Consider the following 17,896-nt stretch of genomic DNA (forward strand, 5'->3'; position numbering starts at 1 on the left):
GCGGCGCTGGCTAACGCACCGGCAATGCCATCGCATCGCCTTCCACGCATGCCACCAGGCGCTCGCCTTCGGTGAGTGTCGGCACGATGCCTGCGGTGAACTGCGAGAACGCCGGCAGGATGGTCACGCGCTCGCGTAACCAGAACGCAGGCCAGCGCCGTGCCAGCCCCGGCAGCTTGGCCAGTGGATGCAGGTGCCCGCACAGCACATGGCCGGTGCGGTGTGGCACTGGGTCGTGGCGTAGCACGAACGGGCCATCTTCGACCTGTTCGCCGGCCGCTTCGATCTGCAACTGCGCACCTGCCAGTGCGCGGTCGTGATTGCCGCGGATGGCGATCACGCGCAACGCGCAGTGTTGCTCGCGCCATGCGCTCCAGCGCCGATGCCAGGCGGCGCGCGGTGCCGGGCCATGCAGCAGGTCGCCCAGGATCCACAGCGCGTCGACCTTGCGTTGGGCGAGCAACCCATCCAGCCGCTCCAGATCGTGCGCGGTGCCGCCGGCCGGCAAGCCGATGCCGGCGCGCCGGAAGACATCGGCCTTGCCCAGGTGCAGGTCGGCGATCAACAACGCGCGCTGTGCCGGGCGATACAAGGCACGTTCGCCGAGCAATTCCACGGTTTCGCCGGCCAGCTGCAGCTGCACGCTATCGCCCATGCTTGCGCTCCAGTTGTTCGGCAGCGCGCAACACGCGCGCCTTCCAGTCTTCGGTACTCAGTTGCCCACGCACGCGTTCGGCCCATAGCGGAAACGACAACGGGGTGAGGCTGCGCGGCTTGCACAGGCGCAATTCGCGGCGGGCGCAGTCTTCCAGGGCATGCGCAAGCCGTGCCAGTTCGAGTTGGCCTTCGAACACTTCGCGCTCGGCCTGGGCGAGCAGCAGATGGTCGGGGTCGAAGCGCTGCAACACGTCGTACAGCAAGCCGCTGGAGGCCTGCAGCTGACGCAGGCTGCGCGGCGTACGCCCAGGCAACGAGGGCGACAACAACCCGGCCACGCGCGCGATCTCGCGGAACTGCCGGCGCGCCAGCTCGCCCAGATTGAGGCTGTCGCGCAGATCGTCGAACAGGGCCACTGGCGACAACAAGCTCTGCAGCACATCGGCATCGATCTCGACGTCCTGCGCCGGCGACAGCACAAAGCCATAGTCGTTGGCAGCGAAGCTGAAGGTATTGCGCTGGCGTCGGCCCCAACGTGCGGCAAGCAACGCGGCCAGGCCTTCGTTGACCTGCCGGCCGGCGAACGGGTACACGAACACATGCCGGCCATCGCGCGCCTTGATGCTTTCCACCAGCAGATGGTCCGGCCCCGGCAACGAAGAGAGCGAGGCCTGCAACTGCAATAACGGCGCCAAGGCCTGCATCTCCGGCGCATCGCCGGGGTCGGCGAAGACCGCTTCCACCTCGCGCCCCAAGGCCGACGACAGCGGCATGCGCCCTCCCATCCATTTGGGCACCACGCCGCTGCCGCCCTTGGCCACGCGCACGTAGGCGGTCATGTCTTCCAGCCGCACCAGCTCCAGCAGGCGGCCGGCAAACTGGAAGCGGTCGCCGCGGCGCAGGCGGCCGATGAATTGTTCTTCCACCGCGCCCAGCCGCCCGCCGCGCAGGAACTGCACGCGCACGCTGCCATCGCTGGTGATGGTGCCGATGGACAGCCGGTGCCGCAGCGCGACGCGCCGGTCGATCACCCGGTACACGCCGTCGTCGTCGCGCACCACCTTGTGGAAATCCGGGTAATGCGCCAGGGCGCTGCCGCCTTGCACGATGAAATCCAGCACTGCGTTCCAGGTGGTTTTTTCCAGCGCAGCGAATGCATCGGTGCCGCGTACTTCGTCGAATAAGGCGTCGGCCTGAAAGCCGCCGCCGAGGGCGAGGGTGACGCAGTGCTGCGCCAGCACGTCCAGCGATAACCGCGGCGGCGGCCGCGCTTCGATATGGCCGTGCACCAGCGCGCGGCGTGCTGCGGCGTATTCCACCAGTTCCAGCGCATGCGAGGGCACGCACACCACGTGGCCGGATTCGCCGGGGCGGTGACGTGCGCGCCCGGCGCGTTGCAGCAGCCGGGCAATGCCTTTGGGGCTGCCGACCTGCAACACCTGATCCACCGCCGGAAAATCCACGCCCAGATCCAGGCTGGAGGTGGCCACCACGCAACGCAGGCTGCCGTCGGCCAGCCCACGCTCGGCGGCTGCGCGCAGCGATGGATCCAGCGAGCCGTGATGCAGTGCAAGCGTGGCCAGGTCTTCGGGCCATACCGCACTCAAGGCCTGATGCCACAACTCCGCCTGCGCGCGGGTATTGGTAAACACCAGGCTGGTGCGCTGCTGCATGATCTTTTGCAGCACGCGCGCCAGTTGTGCCAGACCAAGATGGCCCGCCCACGGGAACCGCTCGCCACTTTCCGGTAGCAGCGTTTCCAAGGTCATCGTGCGCGGTTTGACGCCGGACACCAGCGCCGCGTCGGGGCGATGCGGCAGCAGTACATCGCGGGCCTGCGACAAATTACCCAGCGTTGCCGACAGCCCCCAGATGCGCAGTTGCGGCGCCCAACCACGCAGGCGCGCAAGGCACAGTTGCAGCAGCACACCGCGTTTGTTGCCGAGCAGCTCATGCCATTCGTCGACGATCACGCAGCGCAGCGCCGACAGCTGTGGCGCGGTGTCCGGATACGACAGCAGCAAGGCCAGCGATTCGGGCGTGGTGACCAGCACATCGAGCTTGCCGCTGCGTGCCAGGCGCTTGTCACGCGCGCTGGCATCGCCGGTGCGCAGGCCTACCTGCCAATCCAGCCCCAACCCCTCCACCGGCTCGCGCAGCGCGCGTGCGGTGTCGGCGGCCAGTGCGCGCAACGGCGTGATCCACAACACCTGTAGATTGCGTTGCTGCTGGCGCCGCGCAGGTGAAGCAGGTTTGCCCTGTTTTACCGCAGAGCTGCGCCCGCGTGCGGCCAATGCTTCCAGCAGCGGCCCGCCGAACGCTGCGAGCGTCTTGCCGCTGCCGGTGGGCGTGTGCAGCAAGCCGGATTCGCCAGCGAGATAGCGCTTCCACACATCGCGTTGAAACGGCAACGGCGCCCAGTCGCGCTGCGCGAACCAGTCGCGCCACTGCTGCAATGGCGTGCCGCGTGCGTGCTGCGCCGCCGTCACCGCGCCAGTGCCTGCAGGCTGCTCAGGTGATCGGCTTCGGCCATCGGCTTGTCCTGACGCCAGCGCAGGATGCGTGGGAAGCGCACCGCAATACCGGATTTGTGCCGTGCGCTACGGTTCACCGCTTCAAACCCCAGCTCGAAGACATGATGCGCGGTGACCGCGCGCACCGGGCCGAACCGCTCGGTGGTGTTGGCACGAATCCAGCGATCCAGCTGCAGAATTTCCCTGTCGTCCAGGCCCGAATACGCCTTGGCGATGGGCACCAGCTGTCCTTCATGCCACAGCCCGAAGGTGTAGTCGGTGTAGAGCGTGCTGCGCCGGCCGTGGCCGGCTTGCGCGTACAGCAACACCGCATCGATGGTGAGCGGGTCGATCTTCCACTTCCACCAATCGCCGCGACGGCGGCCGGCCTGATACACCGAGTTGGCGCGCTTGAGCATCAGCCCTTCCACGCCGCGTTCGCGCGCTTCCACGCGCACCTGCGCTGCGGCCTGCCAATCGCTCACCTGCACCAGCGGCGAGGCGACAATGCGCGGGTCGGCAAGCGTGGTCAACACGCCTTCCAGCAATGCGCGTCGCTCCTGCAGCGGGCGCTCGCGCAGGTCCTCGCCACCCAGTTCCAGCAGGTCGTAGGCCACCACGCGCGCCGGTGCGGCGGCCAGTGTCTTGGGCCCGGGCTTGAGCCGCTGGATGCGCGTCTGCAAGGCGGTGAATGGCATCGGCAAGGACTGCTCCGGTTGCCAGGCCAGCAGCTCGCCATCGATGACGGTGCCGTCCGGCAACTGCAGCGCGGCGTGTTCGATCTCGGGAAAGCGGCCATCCAGGCGTTCTTCGCCGCGCGACCACAGCGCCGCCTCGCCCGCGCGGCGAATCAGCTGCAGGCGAATGCCGTCCCATTTCCATTCCAGCAGCCAGTCGCCGAGGGCGCCCAGCGTCTGCACCTCGGCTTCCAGCGGCGAGGCGAGGAAGAACGGGTAGGGCTGCTGGCGATCGCCGGGCAGTTCTTCGTGGGTCAACAACTGCGCCAGATAGGTCGGATGCGGCCGCCAACTGCCGAGCATGCGCTGCGCGATGCGCGCGATATCCACGCCCGACAACTCGGCCAGCGCCTGCTGCACGAGCCGCTGCGACACGCCGACCCGCAACGCGCCGGTGAGCAGCTTGTTGAACACCAGGCGCTGGTCGAAGGCCAGGCTGCGCCAGGCCTGCACGATGCAGGCCTGGCGCACAGCGACATCTTGATTTGCGATCGGTAACAGGCGCTGTTCGATCCACTCGGCCAATGGCAGATCGGCCGCTTCGGTGAGCGGGTCGTCCAGCAGCAAGGCCAAGGTTTCGGCCAGATCGCCGACATGGTCGTAGCTGTCGGCCACCAGCCAATCGGCAATGCCGGCGGCGGTAATCCACTCACGCAGTTCGCCGCTGCTGGCGATACGCATGCGCGCGCTGGCCACCTTGCCACCGGCGAGCAGATACAGCGCCCAGGCCGCATCCAGCGCCGGCGCATCGCGGAAATACGCCACCAGCGCGGCGCGCTTGTCGAGCGTGCCGGTGCTGCGGTCCAGGGTGCGGTACAACGCGGCGAAGCGCTTCACTGCAGCGCCTGCGGCGTTGTGCACTTGCCGGCTGCACGCAGCTGCAGTGCGCGGCGGGTAAATGCAGCGAGCACGCGTGGGCGCCGCTGCAGCCGCGGCGGGCCGATGGTGGCTGCCGGTGCGTTGCGATGCACGCAAAACGCCAGTGCATGGCGGCGGAAAACGAGCGCACCGCTCAAGCGACTGCGCGGGCGCGCGCGGACATAACGGCGTGCGGGCAACGGGTTCATTCCTCGGCTCCGAAGTCGGTGCGGAAGGCTTCCGCTGCGACGCCGCGTTCCCGCAGATGCTGGATCAACGCATCGGTATTGCCATGGGTGGCGATCACGCGTTGCGCGCCGGTGTCTTCGATGGTGCGCAGCAGGTCCGGCCAGTCGGCGTGGTCGGAGACGACGAAGCCACGGTCGTAATTGCGCCGCCGGCGATTGCCGCGGATGCGCATCCAACCGGACGCGAAGCCCTGTTGCGCGCTGCGGAACCGGCGGATCCAGGCGCTACCGGCCGCCGATGGCGGTGCGATGACCAACTGCCCGGCATAGTCGGCGCCGCGCGCATGCTCGCTGACCGGTTGCGTTTCCAGCATCGGGATGCCGGCCTGCCGATAGACCTCCACGCCCACCGCGACTGCCCCGTGCAGCAGTGCCGGCTGCGTTTCCCAGGCGCGCAATTCGGCCAGCACGCGTTGCGCCTTGCCCAGGGCATAGCAGTACAGAATGGCCGCTTCGCCGCGCTCGGCGCATTCGCGGCGCCAGGCGGAAATATCAGCAGCGACGTCTGCGGTGTCCGGCCAGCGATAGACCGGCAGGCCGAAGGTCGCCTCGGTGATGAAGGTGTCGCACGGCACCACTTCGAATGGCTTGCAGGTGGGGTCGGGCTGGCGCTTGTAATCGCCGGAGGCCACCCAGACTTCGCCATCCACTTCGATGCGCACCTGCGCCGACCCCAGCACGTGGCCGGCCGGATGCAGCGACACGCGCGCACGCCCAAGCTGGAACGCTTCGCCGTCGGCGTGCGTGTGATAGACCTGCTCGCCCAGGCGCCATTGCAGGATCGACAGGCTTTCGTGCGTGCAGTGGTATTCGCCCATACCGCCGCGGGCGTGGTCGCCGTGCCCATGGGTGATCACCGCACGCGGCACCGGCCGCCACGGGTCGATATGGAAGTCGCCCTGCGGGCAGTACAGGCCCTCAGGCCCAAGCACCACCAGGTCGCCGCGTGTGTGAGAGGTGTCGTCGTTGCCGTTGCGCATGTGGCAACTCTGAGCAAGCCGGTGTGCAGATCCTGAGAATGGGAATGGCGTGCATCGGCGCGTGCGTGCGGCACGTGCTAATCGGCTGCCGTTGCAGATCGTGCGCGCGCGCTACACGCGGATTGACGGAGCGCTGCACCTGCCACGCGCAGCGCCTTCAAGCCAGCGGGAGACTTGCTTCCCATCGGAAACAGCCGGTAACACCCGGCAAGCAGATATCTGGGCAAGCTGCAGACCAACTAATCCGCGCGAATCCCCAATCCCGAATCCCGAATCCCGTCCAACCCACCACCACCTAATGCCGCGTACGCCGCCCAGGCGAGCGCACCGCAGTGGCTTCCACTGCCAGGGTGAAGCCGCGTTCTTCGCCGCCCTGCATCGCGCCGACATCGACCACGTGGCGGCGGATCTCTTCGCCTTTGCCGTTACGCACCACCACCACCACGGTGTATTCCCATGGATCGCCATCGGCCGGGTGGCGGATGGTGCCGTCGACCTTGAGCGGCACGATCGGCGCCGGCTGCGCGTGTTGCACCGCTGCCGAATCGAAGCGCAGGTGGTGCTTGCAGGCAGGGCAAACGCTGGCGCTTTCCAGGATCGTTGCCTTGCAATGCGGGCAGCTGCGCGTGGCGCCGGGCGTGCCCGGGCGGGGCGCACTCATGTGGCGTCGCTGTCTCCGCTGATCACCGGCTTGCTGGCAGTGGCCGGCTTGCCGCCCTCATCGCCCCAGCCGAAATCGGCCTGGCCGCGCATGCGCGCACCCGATGCCACCGTGAGACTGCCGGCCTTGACGTCGCCCACCAGCACGCCGGAGGTCTGCAGTTCGACTTGCGCGGCCGATTCGATATTGCCTTCCAGCTCGCCGGCGATGATCACCTTGTTGGCGCGCACGCCGCCATTGAGCTTGGCGCCGCGTTCGATGGTCAGGTCGCCCTTGACGTTGACATCGCCCTTGAAGCGGCCGGCCAGACGCACATGGCCGGCGCCTTCAATCTTGCCTTCGATGCTGATGTCGGCGGCGATCAGCGACTCTTTCGCCTCGCTGCTGCGCTGCGGGGCCGCTGCGGCCGGCGTGGTGCTGGACGGGGCAGGGGCGGGCACCGGCGGCGCCGGGCTGGCCTCGGCAGTGAACAACCGGCCATCGGCAGCGGGGACCTCGGGTGCTGCCGGAACGCCGTCTTTCTTGTTGGGACCTTGATCGCGCCACATCGACATCGGACTGCCTCGCTTTAGGGGTCGAGGCCGACTATCGCCGCGCGACTGGATCTTTTGTGTGACGAACTCCGCAATCCGCGATGGACGGTATGCGTGCTCAGTCCACTGCGCCCGCGCCAGCCCCATGTCGCTCGATCCGATTACGCCCGGCGTGCTTGGCGCGATACAGCGCTGCATCGGCTTTCTGGATCAGGCTGGCGCCCTGTTCGCCATCGGCCGGGAAGCTGGCCACGCCGATCGAAGCAGTCACCTTCGGCAGCGAGCGCGCACCGTCGCTGACCGCCAGCGCGGCGATATGGCCGCGGATCTGCTCGGCGACCCGCAGCGCTTCTTCGCCGTCGGCCTCGGGCAGGATCACGGTGAATTCTTCGCCGCCATAGCGGCAGGCCACGTCTTCGGCACGCAGACGGGTCAGCAGCAATTCGCCCACCGCCGCCAGCAACAGGTCGCCGCCGGCATGGCCCTGGCTGTCGTTGAACTGTTTGAAATGGTCCACGTCCAGCATCAAGACCGACAACGGCAGGCCGCGCCGCGCGCAACGCGCCAGCTCGTGGCTGAGCGATTCTTCCAGATAGCGGCGGTTATACAGACCGGTCAACGCATCGCGGATCGATTGCCGGCGCAGCGATTCGCGCAGGCGCAGGTTGCTCAGCGCCAGCGACAACTGCTCGGCCGCTGCCTCGGCAATCTCCAATCGCGGCATCGGCCCAGTGCCGGGGCAGGACAGAAACAGAAAACCAAGCTGGGTGCCTTGCGCCGACATCGGCAGGCATGCCGTGGTGACGTACGTACCGGGCGCGGGTTCTTCGATATGCGCGCACAGCGCATCCCGGCCCAGGTCTTCGATGATGTGCGGCTGGCCGCGGCGCAGCGCCCAGCAGTGTTCCGGCAGCAGGTGCGGTGCGCTTTGCACCAGCGGCTCGCCCCAGTGGCTGATGGCCTCGGCACGGTCCTGCGAGGCACGCAGCAGGTACACGCTGCCGGCCACGCCCGGCAGCAAGCTGGCCAGGGTGCGGCTGCTCACCAGCAATGCTTCTTCGGCGCTGATGCAGCTCTGCAGCAGGCCGGTGTAGCGGCTGAGCAGATTGAGATCGGCGGTACTGCGTTGCAGCGCGCCGATGCTGTCGCCCAACTCGCGGTTGGCCTGCGCGGCCAGCCGTTCGGCTTGCCCGCGGTGGCGCAGTTCGCGCATCAACAGCGCATAGACCATGCCCACCACCACCAGCCCGAACGGAATGCCGGCCAGTGCGAGCGCAAGCAACAGGTTGGCGCTGTGGCGGCTGCTTTCAGCGCGTTGCGCCAGCAGCTCCTGTTCGCGCTGCACCATGCTCAACGCCTGTTCGCGGATCGCGCTGGTGGTGCGGAGGGCGCTCTGCCGGATGGTGGCGCGGGCCGGCTCCAGCCCACGTTGGGCATAGATGTCGAGCACCTGCTGAATCTGCTGCAGGCGCGTTTCCACCAGCCGTTGCAGCTGCGCAAGACGCTGCTCCTGCGCGGGGTTGTCGACGATCAGGCGGCGCAGGTTGTCGAGCAGGATCGGCAGACGTTCGACACTGGTCTGGTAGTCCAGCAGGTAAGCGTCGTTACCGGTGAGCAGGAAGCCGCGCTGCGCCGACTCGGCGTCCAGCACGCGCGCCTGGATTTCGTCGACCCGGCCGATCACCTCATGCGTGTGCGAGACCAGTGCGGCATCGGCAAGCGAGCGCCGGGCGCCGACGAAGATGCCGATCCCGATGGCGACAAAGATCAGGGCAGAGAAAACCAGCGCCAGCTGGTTGCGGCGGCGCGCGGTAAAGGAAGAGGGCATGTGCGAATGCTAGCCTGCCGGGCTCGACAACACGAGCCGGCGGCCGGCAGATGCGAACGCGCCGGCGTGTGGCCGGCGCGTTGCGGGATGCTTTAGCAGGTGTGTCGACTCAGTGCTGCGGGTGCTCGGCGTCGTGCTTGTCGGCGTTCTGTTCGGCCTTGTTGGCCATTTCGCGGGTCTTGTCGGCGGTGGCATCGGCGGCGTTGGCAGTCGCGCGGCTGGCGTCTGCGGCCAGTTCGCGTGCGGCAACGCGGGCATCGGCGGTTGCGGCCTTGGCCTGCACGGCGGCGCGGTCGGCGGCTTGTTCGGTTGCGGCGGCGGCGTGCCTGGCGGCGGAAGCGGCATCGCGGCGTGCCTGCTCGGCATCCGGGCCCTGACAGGCGGCAAGGGAAAGTGCGGCGATGGCGCTCAATGCCAGCATGCGGATCGTCTTCATGGGTGGTCCTGTTCCTGTTCCGGTGTTGGAAGGCGGAGCTTATGCATGGGCCGATGCAGCCTGCGTCAATGCGCGGCCGGCCATTCAGCCGCCGGGTGGACAGGCGCCGTCTTTGGTCTTGCCAAGGGTGTTGTCGGCAGCTGCGAGGGGCAGCGCCCGAATCGAAGGCAAAGAAAAAGCCGCTGGAGACCAGCGGCTTTTTCCGAACTCGCTTGGAGTCAAGAAGTAATTACTTCTTGGCTTCTTCGGCGGTGTCCTTAGCAGCTTCGGCGGTGTTTTCAGCCGTCTTGGCAGCGTCGGCAGCCTGCTCAGCAGCAGCGTCGGTCGCGGCGCCGGAAGCAGCCTGGGCAGCGTCAGCAGCGGTGTCAGCCGAAGCAGCAGCGGTGTTGGCAGCAGCCTGAGCGGCGTCAGCCGACTGCGAGCCCGAGGCAGCAGCCTGGTCGGCAGCGGTCTGAGCGTCGGCAGCAGCTTCGTTAGCCGAAGCAGCAGCGTCCTGAGCCTGTTCCGGCTTCGAGCAAGCGGTCAGGGCCAGGCCCAGCGCCATTGCGATCAGCAGCTTGTTGATGGTCATTGTTTCAATCCTCGTCGTTAGATTAGGCAACGCGCTATTGCGCGCCCCCGACATGATGACGGCCACAAGACTAGTGTCAAGCGTACGCGCATTCAGCTTTGCAAAATCGACGTTAAAAACAATTAAATCAATTCGATAGCGATAGCGGTCGCCTCGCCGCCACCGATGCACAGCGTCGCGACCCCGCGCTTGCCTCCGCGGCTGCGCAACGCGTTCACCAATGTCACTACCAGCCGCGCACCGGAAGCGCCGAGGGGATGACCCAAGGCGCAGGCGCCACCGTGCACGTTGACCTTGTCGTGCGCGATGCCCAGTTCCTTGATCGGCACCATCGGCACCACGGCGAAGGCTTCATTGATTTCAAACAGGTCCACCTCGTCCAACTGCCAGCCGATCTTGCCGACCAGCGACTGGATCGCCGATACCGGTGCGGTGGTGAACCATTCGGGCTCCTGAGAGTGAGTGACGTGGCCGACGATGCGTGCCAACGGCGTCACGCCGCGGCGTTGGGCATCGTCTGCGCGCATCAGCACGGTGATCGCCGCGCCGTCGGAAATGCTCGACGAACTGGCGGCAGTGACGGTGCCGTCCTTCTTGAAGGCCGGCTTCAGCGTCGGGATCTTGGCCACATCGGATTTGCCCGGCTGCTCGTCGCTGTCGACGACGACCGCGCCCTTGCGCGTGGTCACCGTGAACGGGACGATTTCATCGGCGAATGCGCCACTGCGCTGCGCGGCCTGCGCGCGTTCCACCGAGGCGATGGCGAAGGCGTCCTGATCGGCGCGGCTGAAGCCGAACTTTTCCGCCGTGGCCTCGCCGAACACGCCCATGGCCTGGCCGTCGTACGGGTTGGTCAGGCCATCCCAGGCCATGTGATCGACCGCCTGGAAGTTGCCGTAGCGGTTGCCGGTGCGCGAGTTGGGCAACAGATGCGGCGCATTGCTCATCGACTCCATGCCGCCGGCCACCACGATGCTGGCCGAGCCGGCCTTGATCAGGTCGTGGCCGAACATGATCGCCTTCATGCCCGAGCCGCACACCTTGTTGATGGTGGTGGCGCCGGTCGAGTTGGGAATGCCTGCGGCGATCGCGGCCTGACGCGCCGGCGCCTGGCCGAGATTGGCCGGCAGCACGCAGCCGACGATGACTTCGGACACATCGGCCGGCGCGATGCCCGATTGCGCGAGCGCGCCTTCGATCGCGGCGGCAGCGAGTGTCGGCGCCGGCACTCCGTTGAATTGGCCGAGGAACGAGCCGATGGCAGTACGTTTTGCAGCAACGATGACGATGTCGGACATGAGCAGATACCGTTTAAAGTGAAACGATTATCTGCCTGATGGCTGCCCTGCGCCAGCGCATGGCGTCCCTGCGCGCGCTTTGCGCTTAAAGTAAGCAAAGCGTTATTCGGGCCCGATCGGGCCCTATCCATGGAATGGGTTCGGGGACCACACGGATGAAGAGGAAAGACGTCGCCAGGACCGTCCTGGCCTCGGCGCTGGCCGTTGCGTTGACCGCCTGCGGCGGTTTCCAATGCCTGCGGCGTGGCGATGCGCTATTGCCTGGTTGCGCCGGGCACCTCGCTGTTCATCGACCCCGATGCCACGGCCAGCAACATCGGTTACTTCTATGACAGCGGCACCTCATTCGCGGCGCCGCTGGTGTCCGGCGCTGCGGCGTTGGTGTGGCAGGCATTTCCCTATTTCAACAATGATCTGGTGCGCCAGACCTTGCTGGGCACCGCCACCGATCTGGGGGCTGCGGGGGTCGATGCGACATTCGGCTATGGCTTGCTCAATGTGGGCAAGGCGGTGCTGGGGCCGGCGCGTTTCGATTGGGGCACAGTGGATGTCGACGTCACGACCTTGCGTTCGACCTGGGCCAACGACATCAGTGGCACTGGCGGCCTGACCAAGCGTGGTACCGGCACGCTGCTCCTGAGCAGTAACGCCAATAGCTTTACCGGCGAGACCCAGGTGCTCGGCGGCACCTTGCAGACCGCCAGCCTGCAGAGTGCGCGTGTGAGCATCGCCAATGGGGCGAGTCTGGTCGGTGCTGGCACCCTCGGCAGGCAGGTCGATAACGCCGGCACGCTGCAGGTCAATGGCGCAACGGCGTCCATTACCGGCAATTACACCCAAGCCAGCAACGGACGCCTGGCAGTGAACGTTGGCGACCGTTTGAACGTTGCGGGCACCGCGACCATTGCAGGCGACCTGCAATTGCTTGGGCGGCGCGATTACGTCGTCAACACCACCGCCTACGCAGTCCTGCAAGCGACCAACGGCCTGCAAGGGACGTTCGATACGCTGAGCAGCGGGCCGGCAGTGACCTTTCTGACCGCCACGCGCAGCTACGACGCCAACACTGCGTATGTCTCGCTGCAACGCATGGATGTCACCGCGGTCGCCGCCTCGTTGGGCGCGATCGGCACCGTATCGATGGAATCGGCAATCCGGGTCGAGCAGGCGTTCCAGCAGGTGGATGCGCAACAGTTCCAGGGTAATGGCGCGATCAGCGGCGGCTTCATTCGCGCGGCGGCGGCCTTGCAGCAATCGCCGACCGCAAAGGCGGCAGCCGATTCGCTGCGCAGCCTGTCCGGTCGTGCGCATGCCGAATCTGCCGCGATGACCTTCGACACCATCGATCTGGGCCGCCGCGCGCTGGCGTCGCATTTCGATGGCGTGTCGCAGCAACCGCGGCTGCTGGGCAACTGGCAGCGCGCGCTTGGCGGGCCGGGCGAGGGCGGTGCGACCACGTCGGGCTTTGCCACTTCCGGCTGGATGATGGGCAACGATCTGCGCCTGGCCTCCGGTGCAGTTACCGGGTTTGCATTCGGCGAAACGCGCTCCAGCAGCCTGTGCGAGCTGGACGGTGCGCGCGGGCGCGATTGTCAGGTGCAGGCGCAGCTGTACTGGGGCACGAGGTTGGGTGCCGCATACACGCTGGGCCAGGTGGGCTTGGGCACCGTCAACCGGCAGATCGAGCGCACCCTGCAACTGGGCGAAGACCGCAGCAGCGCCCTTCAGCGACTACAGCGGCAGTTACCTCAGCGGCAATCTGGAAACCGGCTATCGCTGGGGCGGTGCGCACGCAAGCCTGACGCCATATATGGGCCTGGATTACGTGCGCTTGCGCAGCGATGTTTTCCGCGAAAGCGGTGGCGATGGCTTCGGCTTGCGTGCCAATGCAAGCACGTCGTCGCGCACGCAGGCGCTGGCCGGTGTGCGTTCGGCGTATCGCTGGCGCGGCATCCAGTTGGGCAGTTATGCCGAGTGGCAGCAGGCGCTGAGCAGCGAAGGTTTGATGCTGGACGCCAGCTTCACCGGCGTGGATGCTTGGGCGCCGCTGCGTGGCATGCAGCCGGCACGGTCGGGGGGGCTGTTCGGGTTCACTGCCGCGGCACCGTTGGGCCAGCAGGGCCAGCTGCGTTTCGGCTACGACCAGCGGGTGGGCGAGCGCGGCGACGAGCGCGCGCTGAGCCTGCGTTACAGCGCCGATTTCTGATCGGCGCCTTGCCTGTTTGATGCAGGTTTTCCCTGTCCAGGCAACGCGCCTGGACAGCGGCTTCACTCGCCGCGCAGCTTGTGCAGAAAGCGCGGTGCAGTGCGGCCCAGCGGCAGTTTGAGCTTGCTGATGGCTTCGATGCGCGCTTCGGCAATCTGATCGGCCGCCTGCTGCGGCGAGACGCCCAGCTGGGTGGACAGGTCGAACACCTTTTCCAGGTTGTGATAGATGCTGCGGATCAGCCGCATTGCGCGTTCGCGGTTGTAGCCATCGATCTCCAGCGACACATTCATCACCCCGCCGGCATTGACCACGTAATCGGGCGCATACAGGATGCCGCGCCGATGCAGCTCTTCGCCGATGGCGGCGCTGGCGAGCTGGTTGTTGGCCGTGCCGCAGATGATCTTGGCCTTGAGCTGCGGCAGGGTGTTTTCATTGATGGCGCCTTCCAGCGCGCAGGGGGCGAACACGTCGGCCGCCACCTGATGGATATCATCCGGGCGCACCGCTTCTGCGCCGTATTCGGCCACCGCGCGGTCCACCAGTGCCTGGTTCAGATCGGCCACGTAGAGTTTCGCGCCGCGTTCCTTGAGCAGCTTCACCAGCTCCATGCCGATGTGGCCCAGGCCCTGGATCGCGATGCTGGCCTTGCCGACTTCTTCGTGCCCGAGCTTGCGATTGAGCGCGGCCATCAAGGCCTGCAACGCGCCATAGGCGGTGAACGGTGCCGGGTCGCCGGAGCCGCGATGCACCTGGTGCACGCCGGTGACGTACTCGCTCTCCAGGTAGATCTGTTCCATGTCGTTGACGTCGGTGCCCACATCCTCGGAGGTGATGTAGCGCCCGCCCAGGGTGTCGACAAACCGCCCGAAGGCGCGGAACAGCGCCTCGCTCTTGTCGGTCTTGGGGTCGCCGATGATCACCGCCTTGCCGCCGCCGACATTCAGGCCGGCCAGGGCGTTCTTGTAGGTCATGGTGCGGCTCAAGCGCAGCGCGTCGTTGAGCGCCGCCTCGCTGTTGGGGTAGGGGCGCATGCGCACGCCGCCCAACGCTGGCCCAAGACGCGTGCTGTGCAAGGCGATGATGGCCTTGAGCCCGGCGTCGCGGTTGTGACAGAAAATCACCTGCTCGTGGCCGGTGGTATCGAGGGTTTCGAAAAGCATCGAAGGCTCCGCTGGGCTGCGTGATGTGCCTTCCCTGAGGCCGGGTCTGGACCCGTGCAGTGGGAAACAAAAAACGCGCCGTTTGCAGACCCTGTCCGATCACGTCGCGCTGCAACATTTTAAACCACGCCGGCAGGGGGTTGTGCATGAATCTGTTCACCAATCCCGATAGCGCTGCTGCCGAAACCACAGCGTTCCCAACCATTTACTGCCGTCCGTCACCGGCAGGCCCGCGTGCAGCGAAGCGGCATCGGGGCGGCCATCGGCATGCAGGTTGTCGAAGCACACCAGCGCGCCGGCGCGCGGCTGCACGCGAACACCGGCCAGCGGAAAGTCGGTTGCGCCGCCGGTAACGACGTCGTTTAGATAGACGCAGACGGTGCGTTGGCGGTTGCCGGCAGCGGGGCGGTCGGCGGCGATCGTGCCGGGCGGCAGATAGTCGCGGTGTGCGCGGTACTGCTCGCCGGGCGCATAGCACAGCACCGAAAGCGGCTCTGCGTGGGCCAACGGCAGCTGCGCACAGGCGGCCAGCCGCGCCTGCGCTGCACGTGCGGCGAAGTCTTCGATGATCGGATCAAGCGTCGCGCCACGGCTGGTGCGGACCGGCGCGCGCTGCGTGCTGGCATCGTTGGGGTCAATCACCTGGGAGGCACGCAGATGCGGCCGCGCCACCAGCATCAACAGGCGGCATTCGTCTGCCGACAGCACGCCCGTGCGTTCTTCGATGTGCGGTGTGGCGTGGCGCCGAACCGGGGCGTTGCGAGGCGCGAAATCGATGCGGTGATCGGCAGGGTCGCCTGGCGGGTCTGGCGGTGCAATGCGCACCTCGGGCGGCGCGGTCAGGCCCACTGTCTGCAGCTGCCGAAACAACTGCGCGGCGGCCTCGGGTTGGGCCGGCACGCCTTCGCCGCGCAGCAGGCGCTCGGCCAATAGTGCGGCAGACATGGCATCACCGGCTGCCGCAGCGCGTTCGAGCAGGGCGACGCACTGCCGTTGCCGATCCGGATGCGCCACCCGCCCATGCTGGATCGCGATGGCGCGCAGCGCAGGCGGGTAGTCGGCAACTGCTGCCGCCTGCAGCCGATTGAACGCCACAGCGTCCAGCGTCGGCGGTTGCTCTCCAACCGCCAGGGTTGCCAGCAGGTACTGCGCAGCCACTGCGCCCTGCCGCTCGGCCTGCTCCCACTGCACACGCGCCTGGCCGACGTCCACCTCGCAGCCGACCCCATAGGCGCGCATGCGGCCCATTTCGACCTGCGCCAGCGCATCGCCTGCAGCCGCGCTGCGCGAATACCAGGCCACTGCTTCTTCGGGCTGGCCGGCACGCACCAGCGCCTGGGCCAGCGCGTTGATCGCGGCGGGGTGCCCGCCTTGGGCGGCGCGGGTGAGGTCGGCAAGAGAGGATGGCTGCATGCACGCATCCTAAGCGCGGCTGACGTACGTGGCGAGCGGCGGTCAGCAGGGTGCAGACGGCGCTGAGGAACCGCAGTGTACGAGTGATACGTGCCGCACCAAGCGCCGGCGGCGCCCCGCATGGCGGTGAGCGCGGTCGTCTTTTTTTGCCGCTTGGCCTCGACCGGGCGCTGCGCGATCAGCTGTCGGCGGACAGGGCCAGCTGGGTCAGATACAGGCGCAGGTCGAACTCCAGCTGGTGGTAGTCCGGGGTCATGTGGTTGCAGAGCTGGTAGAAGGCCTTGTTGTGATCGGCTTCTTTCAGATGCGCCAGTTCGTGCGCCACGATCATCTGCAGGAATGGTTCCGGCGCGTCGCGAAACACCGATGCGATGCGGATCTCGCGGCTGGCCTTCAAGCGGCCGCCGTGCACGCGCGAAATCGCCGTATGCGTGCCCAGCGCATGCTTCACCACCTGCAGATGGTTGTCGTACATCGCCTTGTGCAAGGTGGGCGATGAGCGCATGTAGCGCTCCTTCGTTGCCTTGACGTACTCGTAGAGATGGCGGTCGGTGCGGATGGCGTGCCGGTCCGGATAACGCCGTGCCAGCACGCTGGCAAGTTTGTCCTGTGCGATCAGTTCGCGCACCTGATCCAGAACGGCAGGCGGATAGCCGGTGAGGTAACGAAGAGTGTCCATGGCGATCGGTCGCGGCGAAGCATGCATGATCGCCGATGCACCACCTGCTGGCGAATCGGTGGGCGCAAGGCCGCGAATATGTGGCCGATCGCGCCTGGGTGCTGCGCGTCGATGCATCGCAAACGCGAGATCTTCTGCAGTGGCGTTTCGATGGATAAGGTATTGCCCGACGCTACGCGAGCAGGGAGTTCCAGTTTTCGGTAGGTGATGGACAGCGCGGTGTCGATCGTTGATGACTTCTCCACACAGCGTATGTCTGCATGTTGCCGCGGCCCTGGCCTGCTGAACGCAACGCACGTGTTGCAGCGTGTGTCAGGCGTATTCACGAATGCGGCACATCCGGATGGGTAGCGTGCAGCGCATGTTTTGCGGCGTTGCGTCGCAAGCACACGATCGAACAACGGCACGGTGCCGATTAGGAGACAACATCATGATCAAGTGGGCGATTATTTTTGCCATCATCGGGTTGATTGCCGGTGCGCTGGGCTTTGGCGGCATGGCAGGCGCAGCGATGGGGATTGCCAAGTTCCTGTTCTGGGCCGGCATCATCATTGCCATCGTCCTGTTCGTGCTGGGCATGACGATTGCCAAGAAAGTCACCTGACGCGCAGCGTGCAGGCAGGCGCAGCGTTGCCGGCCTGCATCACCCGTCATGGAAAGAGCGGCCAGTGGCCGCTCTTTTTTGTTGCGTAAATCAGCACGACAAGCACGTCAGCTGCAGACGATCTCAAGCGTGAGCCGCGCGCAATCCAGACGTTGCACTCAGACGCCGGTAGTGTCGGCAGTGGTATGCAGGGCGATGTTGAGCTGATCGATGGTCACGATCCAGTCGGCATCGTCGAGGCGTTCTTCACGCAATAGCTGGGACTGCGCAGGCGTCCAGAAAGGCGCCTCTTCCAGGCGCATCTCGCCCGGCAGCGGCGAGTGCTCGGCGATGAAGTCGCGGATGCTGGCTTCGTCGGAGGGCAAGCCCAACTGGGCGAACAGTTCTGAGAACGGGTGGACGGGTTGTTCCATTGCAGAATCCTCGAGAGTGCGGATGACTGAGAGCCTGGTCAGCTGCCGTAAGTACCGGCAGCTGACAGTGGCTTGAATGCTAGAGCACCCGGTTTGAG

Annotated in this window: 16 protein-coding genes, 1 other RNA gene and 1 pseudogene; 2 read left to right on the top strand and 16 right to left on the bottom strand. The window is 66.5% G+C overall.

Features of this window, described 5'->3' with window-relative positions; translation table 11 throughout:
* Positions 1–10: 10 nt before the first annotated feature.
* The 11 genes from pdeM to A7D16_RS07600 all read right to left on the bottom strand — a co-directional run bounded on the left by pdeM (position 11) and on the right by A7D16_RS07600 (position 11,320).
* Positions 11–655, bottom strand: a complete 645-nt coding sequence (pdeM, locus tag A7D16_RS07550) for a ligase-associated DNA damage response endonuclease PdeM (protein WP_064631345.1) — start codon at positions 653–655, stop codon at positions 11–13.
* The gene (locus A7D16_RS07555; RefSeq protein ID WP_064631347.1) at positions 645–3,146 is read right to left on the bottom strand and encodes a ligase-associated DNA damage response DEXH box helicase; all 2,502 of its coding nucleotides are present in this window, start codon (positions 3,144–3,146) and stop codon (positions 645–647) included. Before A7D16_RS07555 ends, pdeM begins: the two co-directional genes overlap by 11 nt.
* On the bottom strand, positions 3,143–4,744 hold the full coding sequence (locus A7D16_RS07560) for an ATP-dependent DNA ligase (RefSeq protein WP_064631349.1): 1,602 nt from the start codon (positions 4,742–4,744) through the stop codon (positions 3,143–3,145). The genes A7D16_RS07555 and A7D16_RS07560 overlap by 4 nt, the downstream gene beginning before the upstream one ends.
* Positions 4,741–4,974 carry a hypothetical protein gene (locus A7D16_RS07565; RefSeq protein ID WP_064631351.1) on the bottom strand — a complete coding sequence of 78 codons (234 nt, stop codon included), beginning with the start codon at positions 4,972–4,974 and terminating at the stop codon, positions 4,741–4,743. Before A7D16_RS07565 ends, A7D16_RS07560 begins: the two co-directional genes overlap by 4 nt.
* Positions 4,971–5,993 carry a ligase-associated DNA damage response exonuclease gene (locus A7D16_RS07570; RefSeq protein WP_064631353.1) on the bottom strand — a complete coding sequence of 341 codons (1,023 nt, stop codon included), beginning with the start codon at positions 5,991–5,993 and terminating at the stop codon, positions 4,971–4,973. The genes A7D16_RS07565 and A7D16_RS07570 overlap by 4 nt, the downstream gene beginning before the upstream one ends.
* Positions 5,994–6,288: 295 nt before the next feature.
* Positions 6,289–6,654, bottom strand: a complete 366-nt coding sequence (locus tag A7D16_RS07575) for a hypothetical protein (RefSeq protein ID WP_064631355.1) — start codon at positions 6,652–6,654, stop codon at positions 6,289–6,291.
* Positions 6,651–7,208 carry a bactofilin family protein gene (locus A7D16_RS07580; protein ID WP_064631357.1) on the bottom strand — a complete coding sequence of 186 codons (558 nt, stop codon included), beginning with the start codon at positions 7,206–7,208 and terminating at the stop codon, positions 6,651–6,653. The genes A7D16_RS07575 and A7D16_RS07580 overlap by 4 nt, the downstream gene beginning before the upstream one ends.
* A 97-nt stretch (positions 7,209–7,305) precedes the next feature.
* Positions 7,306–9,015 carry a diguanylate cyclase gene (locus A7D16_RS07585; RefSeq protein ID WP_064631359.1) on the bottom strand — a complete coding sequence of 570 codons (1,710 nt, stop codon included), beginning with the start codon at positions 9,013–9,015 and terminating at the stop codon, positions 7,306–7,308.
* A 109-nt stretch (positions 9,016–9,124) separates the two neighbouring features.
* Positions 9,125–9,451 carry a hypothetical protein gene (locus tag A7D16_RS07590; RefSeq protein ID WP_064631361.1) on the bottom strand — a complete coding sequence of 109 codons (327 nt, stop codon included), beginning with the start codon at positions 9,449–9,451 and terminating at the stop codon, positions 9,125–9,127.
* A gap of 229 nt (positions 9,452–9,680) precedes the next feature.
* Positions 9,681–10,022 (bottom strand): hypothetical protein, encoded by a 342-nt coding sequence (locus tag A7D16_RS07595; RefSeq protein ID WP_016904096.1) that lies wholly within the window; start codon positions 10,020–10,022, stop codon positions 9,681–9,683.
* 122 nt (positions 10,023–10,144) lie between these two features.
* Positions 10,145–11,320, bottom strand: coding sequence for a thiolase family protein (locus A7D16_RS07600; RefSeq protein WP_064631363.1), 1,176 nt, complete (start codon positions 11,318–11,320; stop codon positions 10,145–10,147).
* A 219-nt stretch (positions 11,321–11,539) separates the two neighbouring features.
* Here A7D16_RS07600 and A7D16_RS07605 point away from each other — a divergent pair.
* A pseudogene (locus tag A7D16_RS07605) lies at positions 11,540–13,526 on the top strand (autotransporter domain-containing protein); the annotation flags it as partial.
* Positions 13,527–13,588: 62 nt separating this feature from the next.
* Here A7D16_RS07605 and A7D16_RS07610 read toward each other — a convergent pair.
* From A7D16_RS07610 to A7D16_RS07625, 4 genes are all read right to left on the bottom strand, one after another.
* Positions 13,589–14,689 (bottom strand): Glu/Leu/Phe/Val dehydrogenase dimerization domain-containing protein, encoded by a 1,101-nt coding sequence (locus tag A7D16_RS07610; protein ID WP_064631365.1) that lies wholly within the window; start codon positions 14,687–14,689, stop codon positions 13,589–13,591.
* Between the two features lie 156 nt (positions 14,690–14,845).
* Complete coding sequence (locus A7D16_RS07615; protein WP_064631367.1) at positions 14,846–16,102, bottom strand: 2OG-Fe(II) oxygenase; 1,257 nt, start codon at positions 16,100–16,102, stop codon at positions 14,846–14,848.
* Positions 16,103–16,119: 17 nt separating this feature from the next.
* Positions 16,120–16,194: non-coding RNA, sX9 sRNA (locus tag A7D16_RS07620), on the bottom strand.
* An 86-nt stretch (positions 16,195–16,280) separates the two neighbouring features.
* Positions 16,281–16,808 carry a M48 family metallopeptidase gene (locus A7D16_RS07625; RefSeq protein WP_064631369.1) on the bottom strand — a complete coding sequence of 176 codons (528 nt, stop codon included), beginning with the start codon at positions 16,806–16,808 and terminating at the stop codon, positions 16,281–16,283.
* 403 nt (positions 16,809–17,211) lie between these two features.
* Here A7D16_RS07625 and A7D16_RS07630 point away from each other — a divergent pair, with 403 nt between their 5' ends.
* Positions 17,212–17,385, top strand: a complete 174-nt coding sequence (locus A7D16_RS07630; protein WP_003489471.1) for a DUF1328 domain-containing protein — start codon at positions 17,212–17,214, stop codon at positions 17,383–17,385.
* Between the two features lie 158 nt (positions 17,386–17,543).
* Here A7D16_RS07630 and A7D16_RS07635 read toward each other — a convergent pair whose 3' ends face one another.
* Positions 17,544–17,798 carry a DUF2789 domain-containing protein gene (locus A7D16_RS07635; protein ID WP_064631371.1) on the bottom strand — a complete coding sequence of 85 codons (255 nt, stop codon included), beginning with the start codon at positions 17,796–17,798 and terminating at the stop codon, positions 17,544–17,546.
* Positions 17,799–17,896 lie beyond the last annotated feature (98 nt).

The organism is Xanthomonas nasturtii (genome assembly GCF_001660815.1).
Lineage (GTDB): Bacteria > Pseudomonadota > Gammaproteobacteria > Xanthomonadales > Xanthomonadaceae > Xanthomonas > Xanthomonas nasturtii.